This window comes from Mesorhizobium sp. ES1-1, from assembly GCF_020164785.1.
Lineage (GTDB): Bacteria > Pseudomonadota > Alphaproteobacteria > Rhizobiales > Rhizobiaceae > Mesorhizobium.
This window is the reverse complement of the sequence record NZ_JAIUGX010000009.1, coordinates 1-16,707: the sequence shown is the minus strand read 5'-3', so window position 1 is coordinate 16,707 and position 16,707 is coordinate 1. Positions and strand designations below refer to the sequence as shown.

Sequence of the window (16,707 nt, the reverse complement as noted above, 5' to 3'; positions counted from 1 at the left end):
TCGGTTCAGTTACGCACCAAGCAGCCGTTCCACTTCAGCGGCGATCGCAAGCAGATATCGATCATGCCCATTGCGCGCCACCAGCATCAATCCGGCCGGCAGCGTCATGCCTGGCATCGGCATTGAGATCGCGCACAGGTCGAACTGGTTGGCGACCTGCGTGTTGCGCAGCAGCAGCCCCTCGGTGCGGTCGCGCAAGGCCGCGTCCTCGGCCATCGAACGAATGGTCGGCGCCATCACCGGCGTGGTCGGCAGTACGAGCACATCAATCAACGCAAGCCGATTGTCCATGGCCACTGCCAATTCGCCGCGGCGGCGCAGAGCTCTGATATAGACAGGCGCGGGCAACATCGCCGCCCTCGACAAGGGTCCGCTGACACGTGGATCGACGGGCACGGATGCTCCCGCCGCCAGCCAGTCGGCATGAACTTCGGCCCCTTCCATCGCAGCGATCGAACCGCGCTTTGTGGCTGCGCGCATGTCGGCCAGCAGGTCATCGATCGCTATGTCCGCGAGGCGAGCGCCGGCGCGCTCGATCTTGCCCAGACAGTGCTCGAATGCTGAGGCGACCTCGCCTTCCGTGTCCGCGAAGAGAACGCCTCGCGGGATGCCGAAGCGAACTCCGGCGAGCGGTGTCGGCGCCGGCGGGGCGGGCATCTCCCCGGCCATCACCGCGTCGGCGACAGCGCACTGGTCGGCTGTGCGGGCGAGCGGACCGGCCGAGTCCAGCGTGGTGGACAAGGGGAAGGCGCCGGTAAGGGGCACCCGCCGCGCTGTCGGCTTGAAGCCGACGACGCCGTTGAGCGACGCGGGGATACGCACCGAACCGCCAGTATCGGAACCGATGGATATCTCGCTCGTCCCCTCGCCCACCGAAACGCCGGCGCCTGATGACGAACCGCCGGGAATATGACTGGCGGCCACGGCATTGCCGGGCGTGCCATGGTGCATGTTATCGCCGATCGCGGTGAAGGCGAATTCCGTCATGTTGGTCTTGCCGATGATGACGGCACCTGCCTGCCGCAACCGGCTGACGATCGCGGCGTCGCGCAAAGCGGGCGCGGCGGTCTTGAGCATCAGCGAGCCGGCGGTGGTCGTCTCGCCGGCGACGTCGAAGAGGTCCTTGATCGAGACAATGCTGCCGTCGAGCGGTCCGAGCGTCATGCCAACGCGCTTGCGGGCATCGCTGGCGTCGGCCGCCGCCCGCGCGGCGTCGGCATAGAGCCTGGTGAACACGCGCTCATCGGCGGCACGAGCCGCAAGGCGCGAAAGCATGGTTTCGAGATGGTCGCGGACTGACTGCATTTTCGGTGTCGGACTCCGAGTGCCTTGAACGTCCTTGGATCAACAGCCAGCGCGTGGCTATGGGACTTAGCCCGGCGCAACCCGTTTTGCACCCTCGGAGAATGGAAGGAAACCCGATGCTCCATAAAGGCAGTTGTCATTGCGGCAAGGTCGCCTTCGAATTCGTGGCTGAAGTCACGGATGCGCTGCGCTGCAATTGCTCGATCTGCGCACGTAAGGGCGCGCTGCTATGTGCCATTCCGCATGAATCGCTGACGCTTCACGCCTGGGGTGATGACCTCGGCACCTACTCATTCGGCAATCGTGCGATCGCACACCGTTTCTGCCGGACCTGCGGCATCCATCCTTTCGCCGAGGATGTCCGCGAGGACGGCGAGCGCAACGCCTACATAAACCTCAACTGCGTCTCCGATCTCGACCGTTCCACCTTGTCGATCTTAGACTTCGACGGACGCTCGGCCTGAACTCGCCGGCCGTCCGTCGCAGAGGGTCAAACCGGGTTGGCCGGCATCGTCGTGGAAATCAAGCCGCAATCTCAGTCGTTGCCGCGCGTCTGGGCTATGAATCGACGCCGCCTTCAGCCGCGCATTCAAGCGCGTCAAAGGCTCGGCGCCAAGTCACCTTCGCGCCGACGAACAGGCCGAGCTCCGCGAAGCGAGCTGAGCCGATCTCCCTACCGCGCCTTGCTTCGGCTCGCCGAAGCAGCGGACCTCAGACGGCGTGCCGCAAGCTGACCCCGCTTCCCTTGTCGAACAGCACGACCTTGTCGGCGTTCCAGGCGAAGCGCACCGATTGTTCAATCGCCACATCAGTCCTGGCGGGAACCGTGGCGCGCAACGTGGTGTCGCCCACCCGCAGGGTCAGGACCTTCTCCACGCCATGGTTTTCGACGTCGTGGACGCGCGCCTCCACCGGCGCGCCGCTTTCAAGATAGACATCCTCCGGGCGGATGCCGAACACAAGGGGGCGGCCGTCGGTTGCCGCGTCAGTCTTCAACCCGCCGAACGTCGTGGCTCCGCCCGCAAACGGCAGCTCGAAATTCGGTTCCGCCATCACGGCGCGGCCGTTAAGGAGCTTGCCATCGACCAGGTTCATGGGCGGCGAACCGACAAAGCTCGCCACATAGGTGTCGCGCGGGTTGTTGTAGATCTCGTGCGGTGTTCCGGTCTGGACGATGTGGCCATGGTTTAGGACGCCGACCTTGTCGCCCATCGACATCGCCTCAATCTGGTCGTGTGTCACGAACAGGAAAGTTGCGCCAAGCTGCATCTGCAGGTTCTTGAGTTCCGTACGCAGCGCCTCGCGCAGCTTGGCGTCGAGCGCCGACAACGGTTCGTCCATCAGGAACACGCGCGGCTTGCGCACAATGGCGCGGCCGATCGAGACACGCTGCATTTCGCCGCCGGACAGCCGGTCGGTCTTGCGCTCCAGCAGGTGCTCGATCCTCAGTGTTCGCGCAGCGCGGTCGACCCGGTCCTTGATCTCGGCATCGGGCAACCGGCGGCTCTTCGGCTTCAGCGGGAATTCGAGGTTCTGCCGCACCGTATAGCGCGGATAAAGCGAATATTGCTGCAGCACCAGCGCCACGTCGCGCTCGGCAGCTCCCCAAGCCGCAACGTCGACGCCGTCAATGAAGACCTGGCCTTCGCTGGGCTGCTCCAGTCCCGCCACCAATCGCAGGGTCGTCGTCTTGCCGGCGCCCGTCTCGCCGAGGAGGACAAAGAACTCGCCATCGGCGATCTCGAGGTCGAGCCCGGTCAAGGCCGTATGATTGCCGAATGTCTTCGAGATGTTCTTGAGCTGGATATGGGCCATTAAAGTCTCACCCCAAGCGATTTGCCGCTCGTTTTGTCGAAGAAATGCGCCTGGCTTGGGTCGATCCGTGCAAACACTTTCTCGCCGGGCCCGCCGACGAATCCGCTCCTGGTGCGGGCGCGCAGCATTTTGGAGCCCACTTTGAGATCGACGATGTCGAAGGATCCGAGCGGCTCGACCAGTTGCGTCTCGACAGGCAGGAATCCTTCCGCCGCGTCGCGGCGAATGAGGACGCCCTCCGGCCTAATGCCGAGCGCCAGCTCGCCACCGGCATGGCCGTTGAGTTTCGACAACAACGTCCGCGGAAACTCGAACCCGGCTTCGGCGCCACCGACTGTCACCGATGCCGAAGACGTCGTCTCGGATATGGCCGCGTCCGCGACATTCATTACCGGGCTGCCGACGAACTGCGCCACGAACAGATTGGCCGGGCGCGAGTAGACCTCGTCGGGCGAGCCGACCTGCTGCAGCATGCCTTCATGCATGATGACGATACGGTCCGCGAGGCTCATCGCCTCGATCTGGTCGTGCGTGACATAGATCGTGGTGGAACCCTGCTTGATGTGCAGCCGCTTGATCTCGGCGCGCATCTCCTCGCGCAGCTTGGCGTCGAGCGCGCCGATCGGCTCATCCATGAGCATCGCCTTGGGCCGCCGCACCAGCGCCCGCCCGATGGCGACGCGTTGCATGTCACCGCCCGAGAGCGCCGACGGCTTCTTTTCGAGCAGATCTGTGATCTGCAGCGTCTTGGCGACCGAGCGGACTTCGCTGTCGATCTCGGACTTGCTCTTGCGCGTAGCGCGCAGGGGAAAGGCGATGTTCTCGTAGACGCTCATATGCGGGTAAAGCGAGAACGACTGGAAAACCATGGCGATGTCGCGATCGGCGGCTTTCAGATGCTGGATCGCTTTGCCGTCGATGAGGATGTCGCCCTCGTCGATCGTCTCCAGTCCCGCGATGGCGCGCAACGTCGTCGTCTTGCCACATCCCGACTGGCCGAGCAGCACGATGAACTCGTTGTCGTCGATCTTGAGATTGAGGTCCTTGATGACCTGGACAGCGCCGAAGAATTTCTGGACGCCGCGAAGCTCGATCTGGGTCAATGCTGTGCTCCCGGATTTCGCACCTGGCCGGTGCCGGCCTTCTCCTCAGGCGCGATCTTCGAGGTGATGTTGAAGCCGATCAGCCCGATCAGGATGATGGTCAGGCCATAGGCGTGCAACAAAAGGTTCCAGGGCTGACAGAGCGCAACGATGCCCAGCACCATCAGGATCTGCGATCCGGGCTCGAGATATTTCTGGTTGATGGCGCGAAAACTCATTTGCGGATCGCTCCGAAGGACATGCCGCGCAACAGGTGGTTACGGAGCAGGAAGGTGAAGATGGCAACCGGCAGCAGGAACAGGAAAGTTCCCGAGGCGATCACCGTCCAGTCCGGCAGGCCGGAACCGACCTGGCTGGGGATGAAGGGCGGCGCGGTCTGCGCGCGGCGGTTGGTCATGATCAGAGCGAACGCGTATTCGTTCCAGGCTGTGATGAAACAGAACACGGCGGTGGCGGCGATGCCGGTGGCGGCCTCCGGCAGCACGATCTTGAAGAACGCCTCCATTCGCGTGTAGCCATCGACAAGGGCCGCCTCCTCATACTCCTTCGGGATCTCGTCCATGAAACCTTTCATCAGCCACACGGAGAAGGACAGGTTGAAGGCGGTGTAGAGGATGATGAGGCCGAGATGCGTGTCGTTGAGGCCGACTGCCCGGTACATCAGAAACATGGGAATGGCGACCACCACTGCCGGCAACATGCGTGTCGACAGGATGAAGAAGAGCAGATCCGCCTCCCCTTTGACTTTGAAGCGAGAGAAGCCGTAGGCGGTGAATGTTCCCATGCCGACCGCCAGCACCGTCGAGGTGATGGCGATGATGAGCGAGTTCAGGAAGCGGCTGGGATATCCCGACCATTGCACCTGGCCCTGGCCATCGCGCACGATCTTTTCGCCGCCGTCGAAGACGACCCGCTCCCACCAGGGGGCGGCTGCATATTCTTCGGCCGTTGGCGGGCTGCGCAACTGGGAGCGCTTCGTGAACAGTTTGACGAAGGGCGAGATCGTCGGCTCGAACACCACGGTCGGCGGCACGGTCGTGGCGAGATTGCGCGGCTTGAACGAGGTCGACACGATCCAATAGATCGGCGCCAGGAAGATGATTGTCACCACAAGAACGGCGACAATGGCAATCTTGTTGAGCGCCCGTTCTCCCGAGGTCTGGACGGCCGCCATCTCAGCGCTCCTTAACTTTGTTGAGGTATTTCACGTAGATGTTGGTGATCGCCAGCACCATGATCAGAACGATGTAGGCAAGCGCGCAGGAGCGCCCCGTCTGCCATTCCTGGAAAGCCATCTTGTAGAGCCGGATGGAAATCACTTCGGTGCTCGGCTGGGTCGACAGCACATAGGCAAGGTCGAATGTCTTGAAGGCCTCCATGGTGCGGAAGATGACCGCGATCATCAGGATCGGCGCAACCAGCGGCAGTGTGATGCGGAAGAAGGTGTAGAACGGTCCGGCGCGGTCTATCGCGGCCGCTTCATAAAGATGCTTCGGTACCGCCGAAAGCCCGGCCAGCGACAACAGCATGACGAAGGGCGACCACATCCAGATGTCGGTGAACGCGACCGCGTAAAGCGCCATCTTCGGGTCGCCGAGCCACTGGAACTTGCCGAGGTCGAGTACCCAGTTGATGACGCCCCAGGACGGATCATAGAGCAGTTTCCAGAACAGGCCGACCACCGCCATCGAAAGCATCATTGGCAAGAGCAGCAATGTCGTGATCAGGCCCTTGAGCGGAATATCGCGATTGAGCAGCATCGCAGTGCCGAAGCCGACGATGACCTGGCCGAGGACCGAGACGATGACGTATTTCGCGGTCACCGCGAAATTGTTCCAGATATAAGGGTCGTTGAGGAGCTCGCGATAATTCTTGAGGCCGACAAAATTGGCCGGCGCATTGGTCGAGGCGCGAAAATCCGTGAAGGAATAGCCAAGAGAATAGATCAGCGGGAAGATGTTGAAGACGATCAGGAACACGATCGTCGGGATGATGAAGAGATTGCGGATGGAAATATCGCTGAGACCGCGAGAGGCCGCCCTGGAAGAGGTATTCAGCGGTGTGATCATTGTTGTCGCCAAGACCTGCTCCCGTAGCTGAAAAAGAAAACGGAGGAGGCTCGTGCCTCCCCCGCACTGCATGTGGTCTTACTTGACGCGGCCGTACTTCTTGAACGTGGCGTCCCAATCCTTTGCCAGCGCGTCCAGCGTATCCTTGGCCGTACCGTCACCATTGACGATGTACGGGTAGACACGCTGGTTGAGCTGCTGCAGCAGTTCCGCATATTCCGGCACCGCCCAGAAGTCCTTCACCTTGAACATCGTGTCGTAGAAGGCCTTGTTATAAGGCGTGGCGTTCTGGAACTCCGCCGATTCAAGCACGGACTTGTTGCAGGTGTAGCCGCCAAGAGCTGCCCACTTTTTCTGCGTCTCGTCCTTGATGAACCACTGCAGGAATTTCATCGCCTCTTCCTTGTTGTTGGAATAGGAGACGACGGAAATGCCCTGGCCGCCGAGCGCAGCGAACTGCTCGCCACCGGGACCTGCCGGGTTGGCGAAGAAGCCGGTGTTCTTGGCATTGGGGTTCGAGGCCTCGTTGATCAGCGAGGGGAAGAACGCGAAGAAGTTCATGCTCATCGCGGCCAGGTTTTCAGTGATCGCCTGGTTGTTCTCGACGAAGAAGGCGTTGGTCCAGCCCGGAGGCGTGAAGCCGAACAGCTTGCGATAGTTCTCGGCCGCGGCGACGGCCTTGTCGGAGTTGATGACGCCGTCCACTTTGTAGGTGCTGAAGTCGCCGAGTTCGCCGCCATAGGAGAACAGCGCGTTCTCGAAGCCCATGGCCAGACCATCGTACTGGTTCTGCGTGTAGATGGCGATGCCATAGCGGTTCTGGTCGGGCCTGTTGAAGAACTCCGCGATATCGGTCAGTTCCTTGAAGGTCTTCGGAACGGCGAGTTCGTAGCCATACTTGGCCTTGAACGCTTCCATCTCCTTCGGGTCCTCGAACCAGTCCTTGCGATAGGCCCAGCCGACAGCGTCACCCTCGGCCGGGATAGCCCAGTATTTGCCGCTATTGCCCGGATATTCGGAGTAATACTTCACCGTGGCCGGAGCCATCTTGTCGAGAACCTTGTTCTCTTTCACGAAATCGGTGAGGTCGACATAGTGACCGCCCTCGGAGGCGGCGCCCAGCCATTGCGAGTCGCCGACGACGAGATCATAGGCGCTGCCCTTGGCATTGAACTCGGTAAAGGCCTTGGTCTGGAAGTCGGCCCACGGCGTGGTTTCCACCGTGATCTTGACGCCGGTTTCCTTCTCGTACTCGTTGCCGAGTTCCTGCAGATAATTCGCCGGATCCCATTCCGCCCAGAAGATGGTGAGTGATTTTTCCTGCGCGTAAACGGATGTGCCGCAGGCAAGCGTCAGGCCGATACCAGCAAGTACGCTGGTCACTAACTTGCGCATAATGATTTCCTCCCTTGTGCGCGTTCTACCTTATCGTGCGAGCCGGCAACTGGACCGACTCTGGTAGTTCCTCCCATGATCGCACCTTTCCGGTTGGAGCCTCCTCGCCCTGCCGGAAAATGGATCGCGTTATCACATTCGATCCGCTTTTTCTGAACAATCTGGTATTACCAATTTTGCGCCGCCGTCAAGCTCTTTCTTGGTGCCGGGAAAACGCCACCACCACTCGATTGGCGCATTATCTGTCTGTTTTGCCCGCTTTTTCCTACTCAATGATAGATTTCGATATTGATCGGCGTTCAAGGTTCCAGATAATATCAGCGGCAGCCGTTTAAATCTGGTCGAACCAGATCTTCGGCATCGACTGCTGTTGCTATCCTCCCTCATCAGCCGATTGCGCGACCGCCGCTCGCACCAGCGCTCCAGCCGCCCACTGCGCCACCGACATCGTGCCGGCACTGTCGAGCCCCCAGATATCCTTGAGCACGATCAGGACTTCGACCCCGAAGATCAGCGACAACGCCTGCGCCAGCCGCTTGAACTCGCGTGGCGGCAGCCTGTCCTTGAGCGGCGCGATCGCCTCCTGCAGCAAGTCGATGCGATGGCCGCGCGTGAAGGCCGGTTCGCCGCCCAGCGTGCCGGCCTGACGCCTTGCCCACTGATCGAGCGACAGCTTCAGCGCTGCCTTGAACGTCGCCTCGAAGGCATCGATGCGCGGCATGGCCGTATCGAACAGATCGGCTACTCTTCGCCCGGCGTCCGCCGAATTCGACCGCCAGGTCAGGATCGGCCCGAGCCCCTCGTCGACGACAGCCTTCACCAGGGCCGCCTGGCTTGGGAAATAACGGTAGGCAGTCGCACGGGAGACTTCCGCCGCCTCCGCGACCTCGCTGACGGAAGGCGTGACGCCCGCCTGCATCAGCCTTATCGCCGTCTCCAGCATCAGCCGTTTGGTGCGCGCGCGGGGACCGCGCTCGGCTCCCCCAGCGCTGTCGTCGCCCGTTGCAGCGTGTTGACGTGAGACATCCATATCAATACGATACGCGCGTCTCAAAAATTTGCAATAAGCTTGGAAGGCGCCAATGAAGCGCATCTATGTAGTGGGCACCGCCGACACAAAGGGCGAGGAACTCGCCTTCCTGGCTGATGCGATCGCCGCCACCGGCGCTGCAGTTTCGCGGGTCGATGTCGGGACGCGCGAGGCCGCCGTCCCCGTGGACATTACCGCGACGAAGATGGCCGGCTATCACCCTGGCGGCGCCGGAGCCGTGCTCGGCGGCAATGATCGCGGTGCCGCCGTCACCGCGATGGGCATCGCCTTCGCCCGCTTCGTCCAGTCGCGAGACGACATTGCCGCCATCATCGGCATCGGCGGCGGCGGCGGTACGTCGATCGTCACATCGGGCATGCGCGCTCTGCCGCTCGGCCTGCCCAAGATCATGGTCTCGACCCTCGCCTCCGGCGACACCGCCCCCTATGTCGACGTCTCCGACATCATCATGATGCCTTCCGTGACCGATATGGCCGGCTTGAACCGGCTGTCGCGCGTGGTTCTGCACAATGCCGCCCAGGCTATATCGGGCATGGCAGCAAGGCCGGCGCCGCCGCCCGACGGCAAAAGGTCGATCGGCCTCACAATGTTCGGCGTCACCACGCCTTGCGTCACGGCAATCGTTGAGGAGCTGCGCTCCACCTATGACTGCATGGTCTTTCACGCCACCGGCACGGGTGGCCGCAGCATGGAAAAGCTGGCCGACAGCGGCCTGTTGTCCGGCGTCATAGACATCACCACCACGGAAGTCTGCGATTTCCTGTTCGGCGGCGTCCTGCCGGCGACCGAAGATCGTTTCGGCGCCATAGCCCGCACCCGCCTGCCCTATGTCGGGTCGGTAGGCGCGCTCGACATGATCAATTTCTGGGCGCCCTCGACCATTCCGGCTCAGTATCGCGACCGGCTGTTCTACGAGCACAATCCCAATGTCACCCTGATGCGCACCACGGCGTCTGAATGCCGGGAGATTGGCGAATGGATTGGATCCAGGCTCGCCCGCTGCGACGGACCCGTGCATTTTCTGATCCCGGAAAAAGGCGTCTCCGCGCTCGACATCGAAGGCGGCGCGTTTCATGACCCGGCCGCCGATGCCGTGCTGTTCGATGCCATCGAACGCACCATCCAGCCCAATGCGACGCGGCGTCTGACCCGGTTGCCCCTGCACATTAACGATCCGGAATTCGCCAGGGCGGCCGCTGCCGCCTTCCTCGACATCGCAAGACAGTGAGATCGGCCGACATGCCCGCCATACCGCGCAAGGATATATTGAAGAGATTCCGCGCAATGATCGACAAAGGCGTGCCCATCGTCGGCGGCGGCGCCGGCACCGGCCTATCGGCCAAGGCCGAGGAGGCCGGAGGCATCGACCTCATCATCATCTACAATTCGGGCCGCTACCGCATGGCGGGGCGCGGCTCGGCCGCGGGGCTCCTCGCCTACGGCAATGCCAACGAGATCGTCAAGGAGATGGCCTACGAGGTGCTGCCGGTTGTCAGGCACACCCCTGTGCTGGCCGGAGTCAACGGCACCGACCCGTTTGTCATCATGCCGCTGCTGCTGGCCGAGCTGAAGACGATGGGTTTTTCCGGCGTGCAGAACTTTCCCACCATCGGCCTGTTCGACGGCGCCATGCGACGGAGTTTCGAGGAGACCGGCATGGGATTCGGGCTCGAGGTCGACATGATCGGCGAGGCGCACAAGCTCGACCTGTTGACCACGCCCTATGTCTTCAATCCCGACGAGGCGCGCGCCATGACTAAGGCCGGCGCCGACATCATCGTCGCCCATATGGGCGTAACGACAGGCGGCTCGATCGGCGCCACCTCGGCCAAGTCGCTCGACGACTGCGTGGTCGAGATCGACGCCATCGCCGATGCCGCGCGCTCGGTCCGCAAGGACGTTATCCTGCTTTGTCATGGCGGCCCGATCTCGATGCCCGACGATGCCCGTTACATTCTCGGCCGCTGCAAGGGACTGCACGGTTTCTATGGCGCCAGTTCCATGGAACGGCTGCCGGCGGAAGCAGCGATCGCCAGGCAGACCGCCGACTTCAAGTCTGTGACGCTTGGCGGCGAGAAGATTGGCAAGAAAAGGAAGGGATGAGCGATGATCGACAAGAGCAAGGTGTTTGTCTACCCCAAGGATGTCAGCGCCTTTGGCTTCGACTGGGGCAAGCTTTCGCTGACCGTGGCGCCTGAGGTCAATGGCGCGACCCGCTTTTCGGGCGGCGTCGTCGACCTGCCGCCAGGCAAGGGCCACACGCGCCACAACCATCCTGGTGCCGAGGAGATCATCTTCGTCGTCTCGGGCAATGGCGAACAGATGGTCGAGGACGAGCAAGGCAACCCGGTGGTCGAGAAAGTCGGTCCCGGCTGTACCATCTATGTGCCGGAGAGCCGGTTTCACTCGACGCTGAATACGGGCGACGGGCCGATGCAGCTCTTCGTTGTCTATTCCCCCGCCGGTCCCGAACTTGGCTTGCGGGAGCTACCGGATTTCAGGCTGATCCCGCCGGGACAGTGAGCGCCTCTTCCATAAATGGCGCCGCCCCTCATTGTCCCCACAGAGTATCGAGGGGCGAGCGCAACGATCTTATGAAATCCCGCCCCTGTTCCACCCGCGGCCACGGTCTCCGAACATCACATAGCCGGTTTCCGTGACCGCCAGCGTGTCTTCCAGCTTGATGAAGCCGCGCGTCGGGTGAAGCATCGTCGTCTCGACCGACAGCACCATGTTCCTCTCCAGCGGCTTGTCCGCATAGGTGCCTTCGTAAGTCACCGGATGGTTGGTCATCAGGAACGGTGCTTCATGCGTGATCAGGCCCATGCCATGCGCGAAGAAATCCGTGTAGGGCGCCACTTTCGAACCCTTCAGCACAGATTCCGCATGCGAAACCATGTCGCCGCCCAACGTCCCGGCCCTGACGTTTGAAAAGGCTGCCTGCTGCACCGTCTCGACCTCGGCCAGCAGATCCTCCAGTTCGGCGTCGGGCTCTCCCAATATGCCCATGCGGCAAAGGTCGCCAATATAGCCATGATAATTTCCGCCGGAATCGATAGACATCACCTCGCCCGTCTTCCAGGCCTGCGGCGAGGCGGCTCGGTTGTGGCTGGACCCCAGCGTCAGCAGGCAATATTCGAAATGGATGCCGCGATTGGTTTCCTCGCGCCGCAGCCTTTCGATGATGTCGCTCTTGGTTGAGCCTTCGCGCGCCCAGGCGATGGTCGCCAGCATGGAATCGGTGATGAGCTCCGAGGCTGTGCGCAGCTTCTCCAGCTCCGCATCGGTTTTAATGGCGCGCATGCGCTCGAGCATGCCTGTCGCGTCGATCAGCTTCGCATCTGGCAACGCCTTACGGATCAGCATGTAAGCGTCGGACGGCAGGAAAGCTGGCTCTATGCCGATGCGCGCACCCGCCATGCCGATCTTTTGCAGATGTTCGACGGCAAGATTGGCGGCATCGAGCGTTCCCCAGCAAGCGGCGTGCAGCGTCGGCGTCCAAAATGGATTGTTCTGGTGCTCACCACCCTCCATGCGGTTGCCGATATAGGCCGCATGATCCGGTCCGCCCTTTTCATAGACGACGATGGGCAGATACCGGCTGTGGCCGATCGCATCCATGGCGGCGAAGAAGATGAATTTGTAGCCGCCCAGCAGATATTGCGTGTTGTGCTTCGAGGTCGCGAGCAAGACGTCGACACCAGCCTCCTCCATGAGGCCGTCGACCCTTGCCTGGTCGAACGGGACGTTGCCGACGGCACTCTTGCCCGGAGCTATGTTCATTGCCTCTCTCCCCGAATATCGCCTGGGACCGCCGCCGCTACTCCCGGTCCCGTCGCCGCCAGCAATCTGCGCCCTCTTGTTTACACTGGTGCAGCCAGCAAGGGCCAAGCCGCCGGTAATGGACCTCACCTTCTAATCTTTCGCGGCAGATATCATGCATCTGGTCCTACCAGATTACCATACGAGTTTTTGACGCTACTAGTCCAGAGAACGAAAATTCCAACGCCAAGCCAGAAAGCGCCAATTACGGCCCTGGCGAAACGCTCCGCAAAGCTCATAATCGCAGGTCAAGGACGCTGACGGTTCACCGGCGTTCGGGGACCTAGCGGGTCGCGGAGAGGACGGAGTTCCATCATGTCAGGTTTCACGATTTCCAGACGCAAACTGCTTGCCGGTTCTGCAATGCTGTTGGCCTCCGCCGCCATGCCGATATCAGGCTGGACGCAAACGCCGAAGAAGGGCGGACGGCTGGTGCTCGCCGCCGATTCCGAGCCCCGCAATCTCAACCCGGCGATTGTCGCCTCCAACGGTGTCTTCTTCATCTCTAGCAAGATCGTCGAGACGCTGGCGGAAGCCTCCTACGAGGGGAAGGATGGGCTTGCGCCACGGCTGGCGCTGAGCTGGGAAGGCGCGGCCGACGGCCTCTCGGTGACATTCAAACTGCGCGTCGGCGTCAAATGGCATGACGGCCAGCCCTTCACTTCGGCCGACGTCGCCTTCTCGGCGCTGCAGATATGGAAGCCGCTGCAGAACCTTGGCCGCACAGTTTTCAAGGATCTGGCTGCCGTCGAGACGCCCGACAGTCTCACCGCGGTCTTCAAATTCGCCAAGCCGACGCCGTTCCAGTTGATCCGCAACGCACTGCCGGCGCTGAGCAGCGTGGTACCGAAGCACATTTACGAAATTGGCAAGATTGAAGACAACCCGGCCAACAACGCGCCCATCGGCACCGGCCCGTTCAAATTCGGCGAGTACAAGCCCGGACAATACTACCGGCTGACGAAAAACAACGATTACTGGGGCAAGGACGAGCCCTATCTGGACGAGATCATATACCAGGTGCTGCCCGACCGCACCTCGGCTGCCAGCGCGCTGGAAGCAGAAGAAATCCAGCTCGCCGCCTTTTCAGCCGTCCCGCTGGCCGACCTCGACCGCATCTCCAAAGTGCCTGGCCTCAAGGTCATAAGCAAAGGCTACGAAGGGTTGACCTATCAGCTCGTCGTCGAGATCAACCATCGCAGAAAGGAACTGGCGGATTTGAAAGTACGCCAGGCAATCGCGCATGCCATCGACAAGGATTTCGTCGTCAAGACGGTGTTCCTCGGCTACGCCGCTACCGCCACCGGCCCCGTGCCCAAGAACGATCCCCAATTCTACACCGCTGATGTGCCGAACTATGCCTTCGACGTCGCCAAGGCCAATGCCCTGCTCGATGAAGCCGGCTACAAGAAGGGTCCGGACGGCAAGCGCTTCACCCTCAGGCTTTTGCCGGCACCCTATTTCAACGAGACCAAACAGTTCGGCGACTATCTGCGCCAGGCGCTCGCCGCAATCGGCATAGACGCCCAGCTGGTCAACAATGATTCCGCCGCGCACATAAAGGCCGTCTACACCGACCACGCCTTCGACCTTGCGGTCGGTCCGCCCGTGTTCCGAGGCGACCCGGCGATCTCGACAACCATCCTGGTGCAGAGCGGAATTCCCAGCGGCGTGCCGTTCTCTAACCAGGGCGGCTACAAGAACGACGCTCTCGATGCCCTGATCGCCAAGGCATCCGAGACACTCGACAGCGCTGCCCGCACCGATCTCTACAAGGAGTTCCAGAAGCAGGTAGCCGCCGACCTGCCACTGATCAACGTCGCGGAATGGAGCTTCATCAGCGTCGCGCGCGAGACGGTCGGCAACATCGCCAACAACCCGCGCTGGGCGGTGTCGAACTGGGCCGACACGTATCTGGAATCATGACAGTATTTCGCGGATGAAAATTCGCAGTAGAATCGTGGCCATTGAGTTGTACGAGGCCCCCCTCTGTCCTGCCGGACAGAGGGGGGTGCCTCGTCACCGACCTTGCCAGCATATCGCGCTCCCGCCTCCATGAGCCGAGCCCTCATCCTGCTGCGCCGTCGCGTCGTCGGCAGCATCTTCGTGCTGATGATCGTCATCATCGGCACGTTTCTTTTGCTCGAGGCAGCGCCGGGGGACGCAGTCGACGCCTATGTCGTCGCGACCGGTGGCGACGCCGGAATGATCGAATTGTTGCGTCATCGCTGGGGCCTCGATCAGTCGGAGCTTACACGGCTTGCCACCTATCTCTGGGCATTGCTGCATCTCGATCTCGGCCAGTCGGTTACCTTCTCGAGGCCGATACGCGACGTCATCGTTGAGCGGCTGCCCAACACGCTGCTCTTGATGGGCAGCGCCACCGCGCTCTCCTTCGGGCTGGGCTCGCTGCTCGGCATCTATGCCGGCGCCAGACCCGGCAGTGCCCGCGACCGCCTCCTGTCGATCGGCTCGCTCGCGCTCTATGCCGTGCCTGGCTTCTGGTTCGGCCTGCTGCTGATCGTCGTCTTTGCGGTCAACCTTCGCTGGCTGCCGATCGGCGGCATCGAAACGCTGGCCTCCGACAAGACCGGCCTCGACCGTGCCGCCGACATCGCCACCCATCTCGTCCTGCCGGTGTCGGCGCTCGGCTTCATCTACCTTGCGCTCTATCTGCGCATGATGCGCGCCGGCATGGCCGAGGCATGGCGGCAGGATTTCGTGCTGGCCACCCTCGCCAGGGGATTGTCTCGCCCCCGCATCGTGCTTGCCCATGTCGCCCGCAATGCACTGCTGCCCCTGGTCACCATGCTCGGCCTGCAGTCGGCGCAGATGCTTGGCGGCAGCGTTGTCGTCGAGAGCGTCTTTTCGGTGCCGGGCCTCGGCCGGTTGGCCCAGGAAGCTGTGGCCGCGCGCGACACCCCTCTGCTGCTTGGCATCATTCTCGTCAGCGCCGTTCTGGTCATCGTCATCAACCTGCTCGTCGATATCGCCTATGCCTTGCTGGACCCACGCGTCGGTGCCAATGAGGCCGGCGCGTGAGCCCTCTTCGCCGTTTCCTGCGCACGCCCGAGGCCCTTGCCGGCACGCTGCTCCTGGCGGCGCTCATCGCCATGGCGCTATCGGCGTCGCTGATTTTTCCAGGCGACCCGCAAGCGATCGCCGGCCCCCCCCTGTTGCCGCCATTTCACGACTGGTCGCTACCGCTCGGCACCGATCGCCTTGGTCGAAACGTGCTGGCCGAACTGTTCCATGGCGCCCGCGCCTCGCTGGCGGTTGGGCTTGCGGCAGCGGCGGCGGCACTCGCCATCGGCTCCTTCGTCGGCACGCTGGCCGGCTTTGCCGGCGGCCTCGTCGACGAGGTGCTGATGCGCATCACCGATGCCTTCCAGACCGTGCCGAGCTTCCTGCTGGCGCTGGCCTTCGTCAGCGTGGTCGGACCGTCGCTCGGCGTTGTCGTCGCTGCCATCGCGCTCGGAACCTGGACCGGACCCGCCAGGGTTGCACGGGCGGAAGTGCTTTCCATCCGCGAACGCGATTTCGTCGCCGGCGCTAGGGTTATCGGCATGCATCCGCTCGAAATCGCCTTTCGCGAAGTGCTGCCCAATGCGCTGCCTCCGGTGCTGGCGATGTCGTCTGTGATCGTCGCCGCGGCGATCCTCACCGAGGCGGCCTTGTCCTTTCTTGGCCTGGGCGACCCAAACCGGGTTACCTGGGGCGGCATGATCGCCGAAGGCCGCGCCGTCCTGCGCACCGCGCCATTCCTGTCGATCGTCCCGGGCATAGCGTTAATGCTGACGGTTCTCGGCGTCTATCTCGCCGGTGAAGGCATTGTCGAGACGACGGCGACAAGGCGAGGCCTGTCGTGACGGTGCTGGCTTCGATCCGCGACCTTTCCGTGACCTACCGCCGCGACGGCAGCGCGGCGGCAGCGCTGGAGGGGATCAGCCTCGATATCGTTGCAGGCGAGCGCCTCGCCATCATAGGCGAAAGCGGCTCCGGCAAGAGCACGCTGGCACTGGCCTTAGCGGGGTTGTTGCCGGCGTCAGCCAAGGTTGGAGGACGCATCGATTGGTTCCTCCCATCGACGTCGGGCGCCCAGGCACCCCCCTCTGTCCTGCCGGACATGTCCGGCAGGACAGAGGGG

Annotated in this window: 17 protein-coding genes; 8 read left to right on the top strand and 9 right to left on the bottom strand. The window is 62.3% G+C overall.

Annotated elements, in window-relative coordinates:
• Positions 1-9: 9 nt before the first annotated feature.
• Positions 10-1,305, bottom strand: a complete 1,296-nt coding sequence (locus LB513_RS16375) for an amidase (RefSeq protein WP_224664542.1) — start codon at positions 1,303-1,305, stop codon at positions 10-12.
• Between the two features lie 116 nt (positions 1,306-1,421).
• Between LB513_RS16375 and LB513_RS16370 the strand changes: the two genes are divergently transcribed.
• Entirely contained in the window at positions 1,422-1,769 is a 348-nt protein-coding gene (locus LB513_RS16370) for a GFA family protein (protein ID WP_224664541.1), read from the top strand.
• Positions 1,770-2,016: 247 nt separating this feature from the next.
• Here the strand turns inward: LB513_RS16370 and LB513_RS16365 are convergent, their stop codons facing one another.
• From LB513_RS16365 to LB513_RS16335, 7 genes are all read right to left on the bottom strand, one after another.
• Positions 2,017-3,120 (bottom strand): ABC transporter ATP-binding protein, encoded by a 1,104-nt coding sequence (locus LB513_RS16365; RefSeq protein ID WP_224664540.1) that lies wholly within the window; start codon positions 3,118-3,120, stop codon positions 2,017-2,019.
• Complete coding sequence (locus tag LB513_RS16360; protein WP_224664539.1) at positions 3,120-4,223, bottom strand: ABC transporter ATP-binding protein; 1,104 nt, start codon at positions 4,221-4,223, stop codon at positions 3,120-3,122. Before LB513_RS16360 ends, LB513_RS16365 begins: the two co-directional genes overlap by 1 nt.
• Positions 4,220-4,441 carry a hypothetical protein gene (locus LB513_RS16355; RefSeq protein WP_224664538.1) on the bottom strand — a complete coding sequence of 74 codons (222 nt, stop codon included), beginning with the start codon at positions 4,439-4,441 and terminating at the stop codon, positions 4,220-4,222. The genes LB513_RS16360 and LB513_RS16355 overlap by 4 nt, the downstream gene beginning before the upstream one ends.
• Positions 4,438-5,397 (bottom strand): carbohydrate ABC transporter permease, encoded by a 960-nt coding sequence (locus tag LB513_RS16350; RefSeq protein WP_224664537.1) that lies wholly within the window; start codon positions 5,395-5,397, stop codon positions 4,438-4,440. The genes LB513_RS16355 and LB513_RS16350 overlap by 4 nt, the downstream gene beginning before the upstream one ends.
• A 1-nt stretch (position 5,398) precedes the next feature.
• Positions 5,399-6,304, bottom strand: a complete 906-nt coding sequence (locus LB513_RS16345; protein WP_224664536.1) for a carbohydrate ABC transporter permease — start codon at positions 6,302-6,304, stop codon at positions 5,399-5,401.
• Between the two features lie 66 nt (positions 6,305-6,370).
• Positions 6,371-7,687 (bottom strand): ABC transporter substrate-binding protein, encoded by a 1,317-nt coding sequence (locus tag LB513_RS16340; RefSeq protein ID WP_224664535.1) that lies wholly within the window; start codon positions 7,685-7,687, stop codon positions 6,371-6,373.
• Between the two features lie 373 nt (positions 7,688-8,060).
• Positions 8,061-8,717 carry a TetR/AcrR family transcriptional regulator gene (locus tag LB513_RS16335; RefSeq protein ID WP_224664534.1) on the bottom strand — a complete coding sequence of 219 codons (657 nt, stop codon included), beginning with the start codon at positions 8,715-8,717 and terminating at the stop codon, positions 8,061-8,063.
• A gap of 52 nt (positions 8,718-8,769) precedes the next feature.
• On the opposite strand from LB513_RS16335, the gene LB513_RS16330 reads away from it, so the two are divergent.
• Genes LB513_RS16330 through LB513_RS16320 form a run of 3 tightly spaced genes read left to right on the top strand, consistent with a single transcriptional unit; the run spans position 8,770 to position 11,261 of the window.
• Positions 8,770-9,966: a Tm-1-like ATP-binding domain-containing protein gene (locus LB513_RS16330; protein WP_224664533.1), complete on the top strand. Its 1,197-nt coding sequence runs from the start codon at positions 8,770-8,772 to the stop codon at positions 9,964-9,966.
• Positions 9,967-9,977: 11 nt separating this feature from the next.
• Positions 9,978-10,841, top strand: a complete 864-nt coding sequence (locus LB513_RS16325) for a phosphoenolpyruvate hydrolase family protein (protein ID WP_224664532.1) — start codon at positions 9,978-9,980, stop codon at positions 10,839-10,841.
• 3 nt (positions 10,842-10,844) lie between these two features.
• Complete coding sequence (locus LB513_RS16320; protein ID WP_224664531.1) at positions 10,845-11,261, top strand: cupin domain-containing protein; 417 nt, start codon at positions 10,845-10,847, stop codon at positions 11,259-11,261.
• 69 nt (positions 11,262-11,330) lie between these two features.
• Here the strand turns inward: LB513_RS16320 and LB513_RS16315 are convergent, their stop codons facing one another.
• Complete coding sequence (locus tag LB513_RS16315; RefSeq protein WP_224664530.1) at positions 11,331-12,521, bottom strand: M24 family metallopeptidase; 1,191 nt, start codon at positions 12,519-12,521, stop codon at positions 11,331-11,333.
• A 354-nt stretch (positions 12,522-12,875) separates the two neighbouring features.
• Here LB513_RS16315 and LB513_RS16310 point away from each other — a divergent pair, with 354 nt between their 5' ends.
• The 4 genes from LB513_RS16310 to LB513_RS16295 form a co-directional block, all read left to right on the top strand.
• Positions 12,876-14,486: an ABC transporter substrate-binding protein gene (locus LB513_RS16310; RefSeq protein WP_224664529.1), complete on the top strand. Its 1,611-nt coding sequence runs from the start codon at positions 12,876-12,878 to the stop codon at positions 14,484-14,486.
• A 129-nt stretch (positions 14,487-14,615) separates the two neighbouring features.
• Entirely contained in the window at positions 14,616-15,602 is a 987-nt protein-coding gene (locus tag LB513_RS16305; protein ID WP_224664528.1) for an ABC transporter permease, read from the top strand.
• Positions 15,599-16,429, top strand: a complete 831-nt coding sequence (locus LB513_RS16300) for an ABC transporter permease (protein ID WP_224664527.1) — start codon at positions 15,599-15,601, stop codon at positions 16,427-16,429. Before LB513_RS16305 ends, LB513_RS16300 begins: the two co-directional genes overlap by 4 nt.
• The coding region (locus tag LB513_RS16295; RefSeq protein WP_224664526.1) for an ATP-binding cassette domain-containing protein at positions 16,426-16,707 on the top strand (282 nt) is incomplete at its 3' end. The genes LB513_RS16300 and LB513_RS16295, both read left to right, overlap by 4 nt.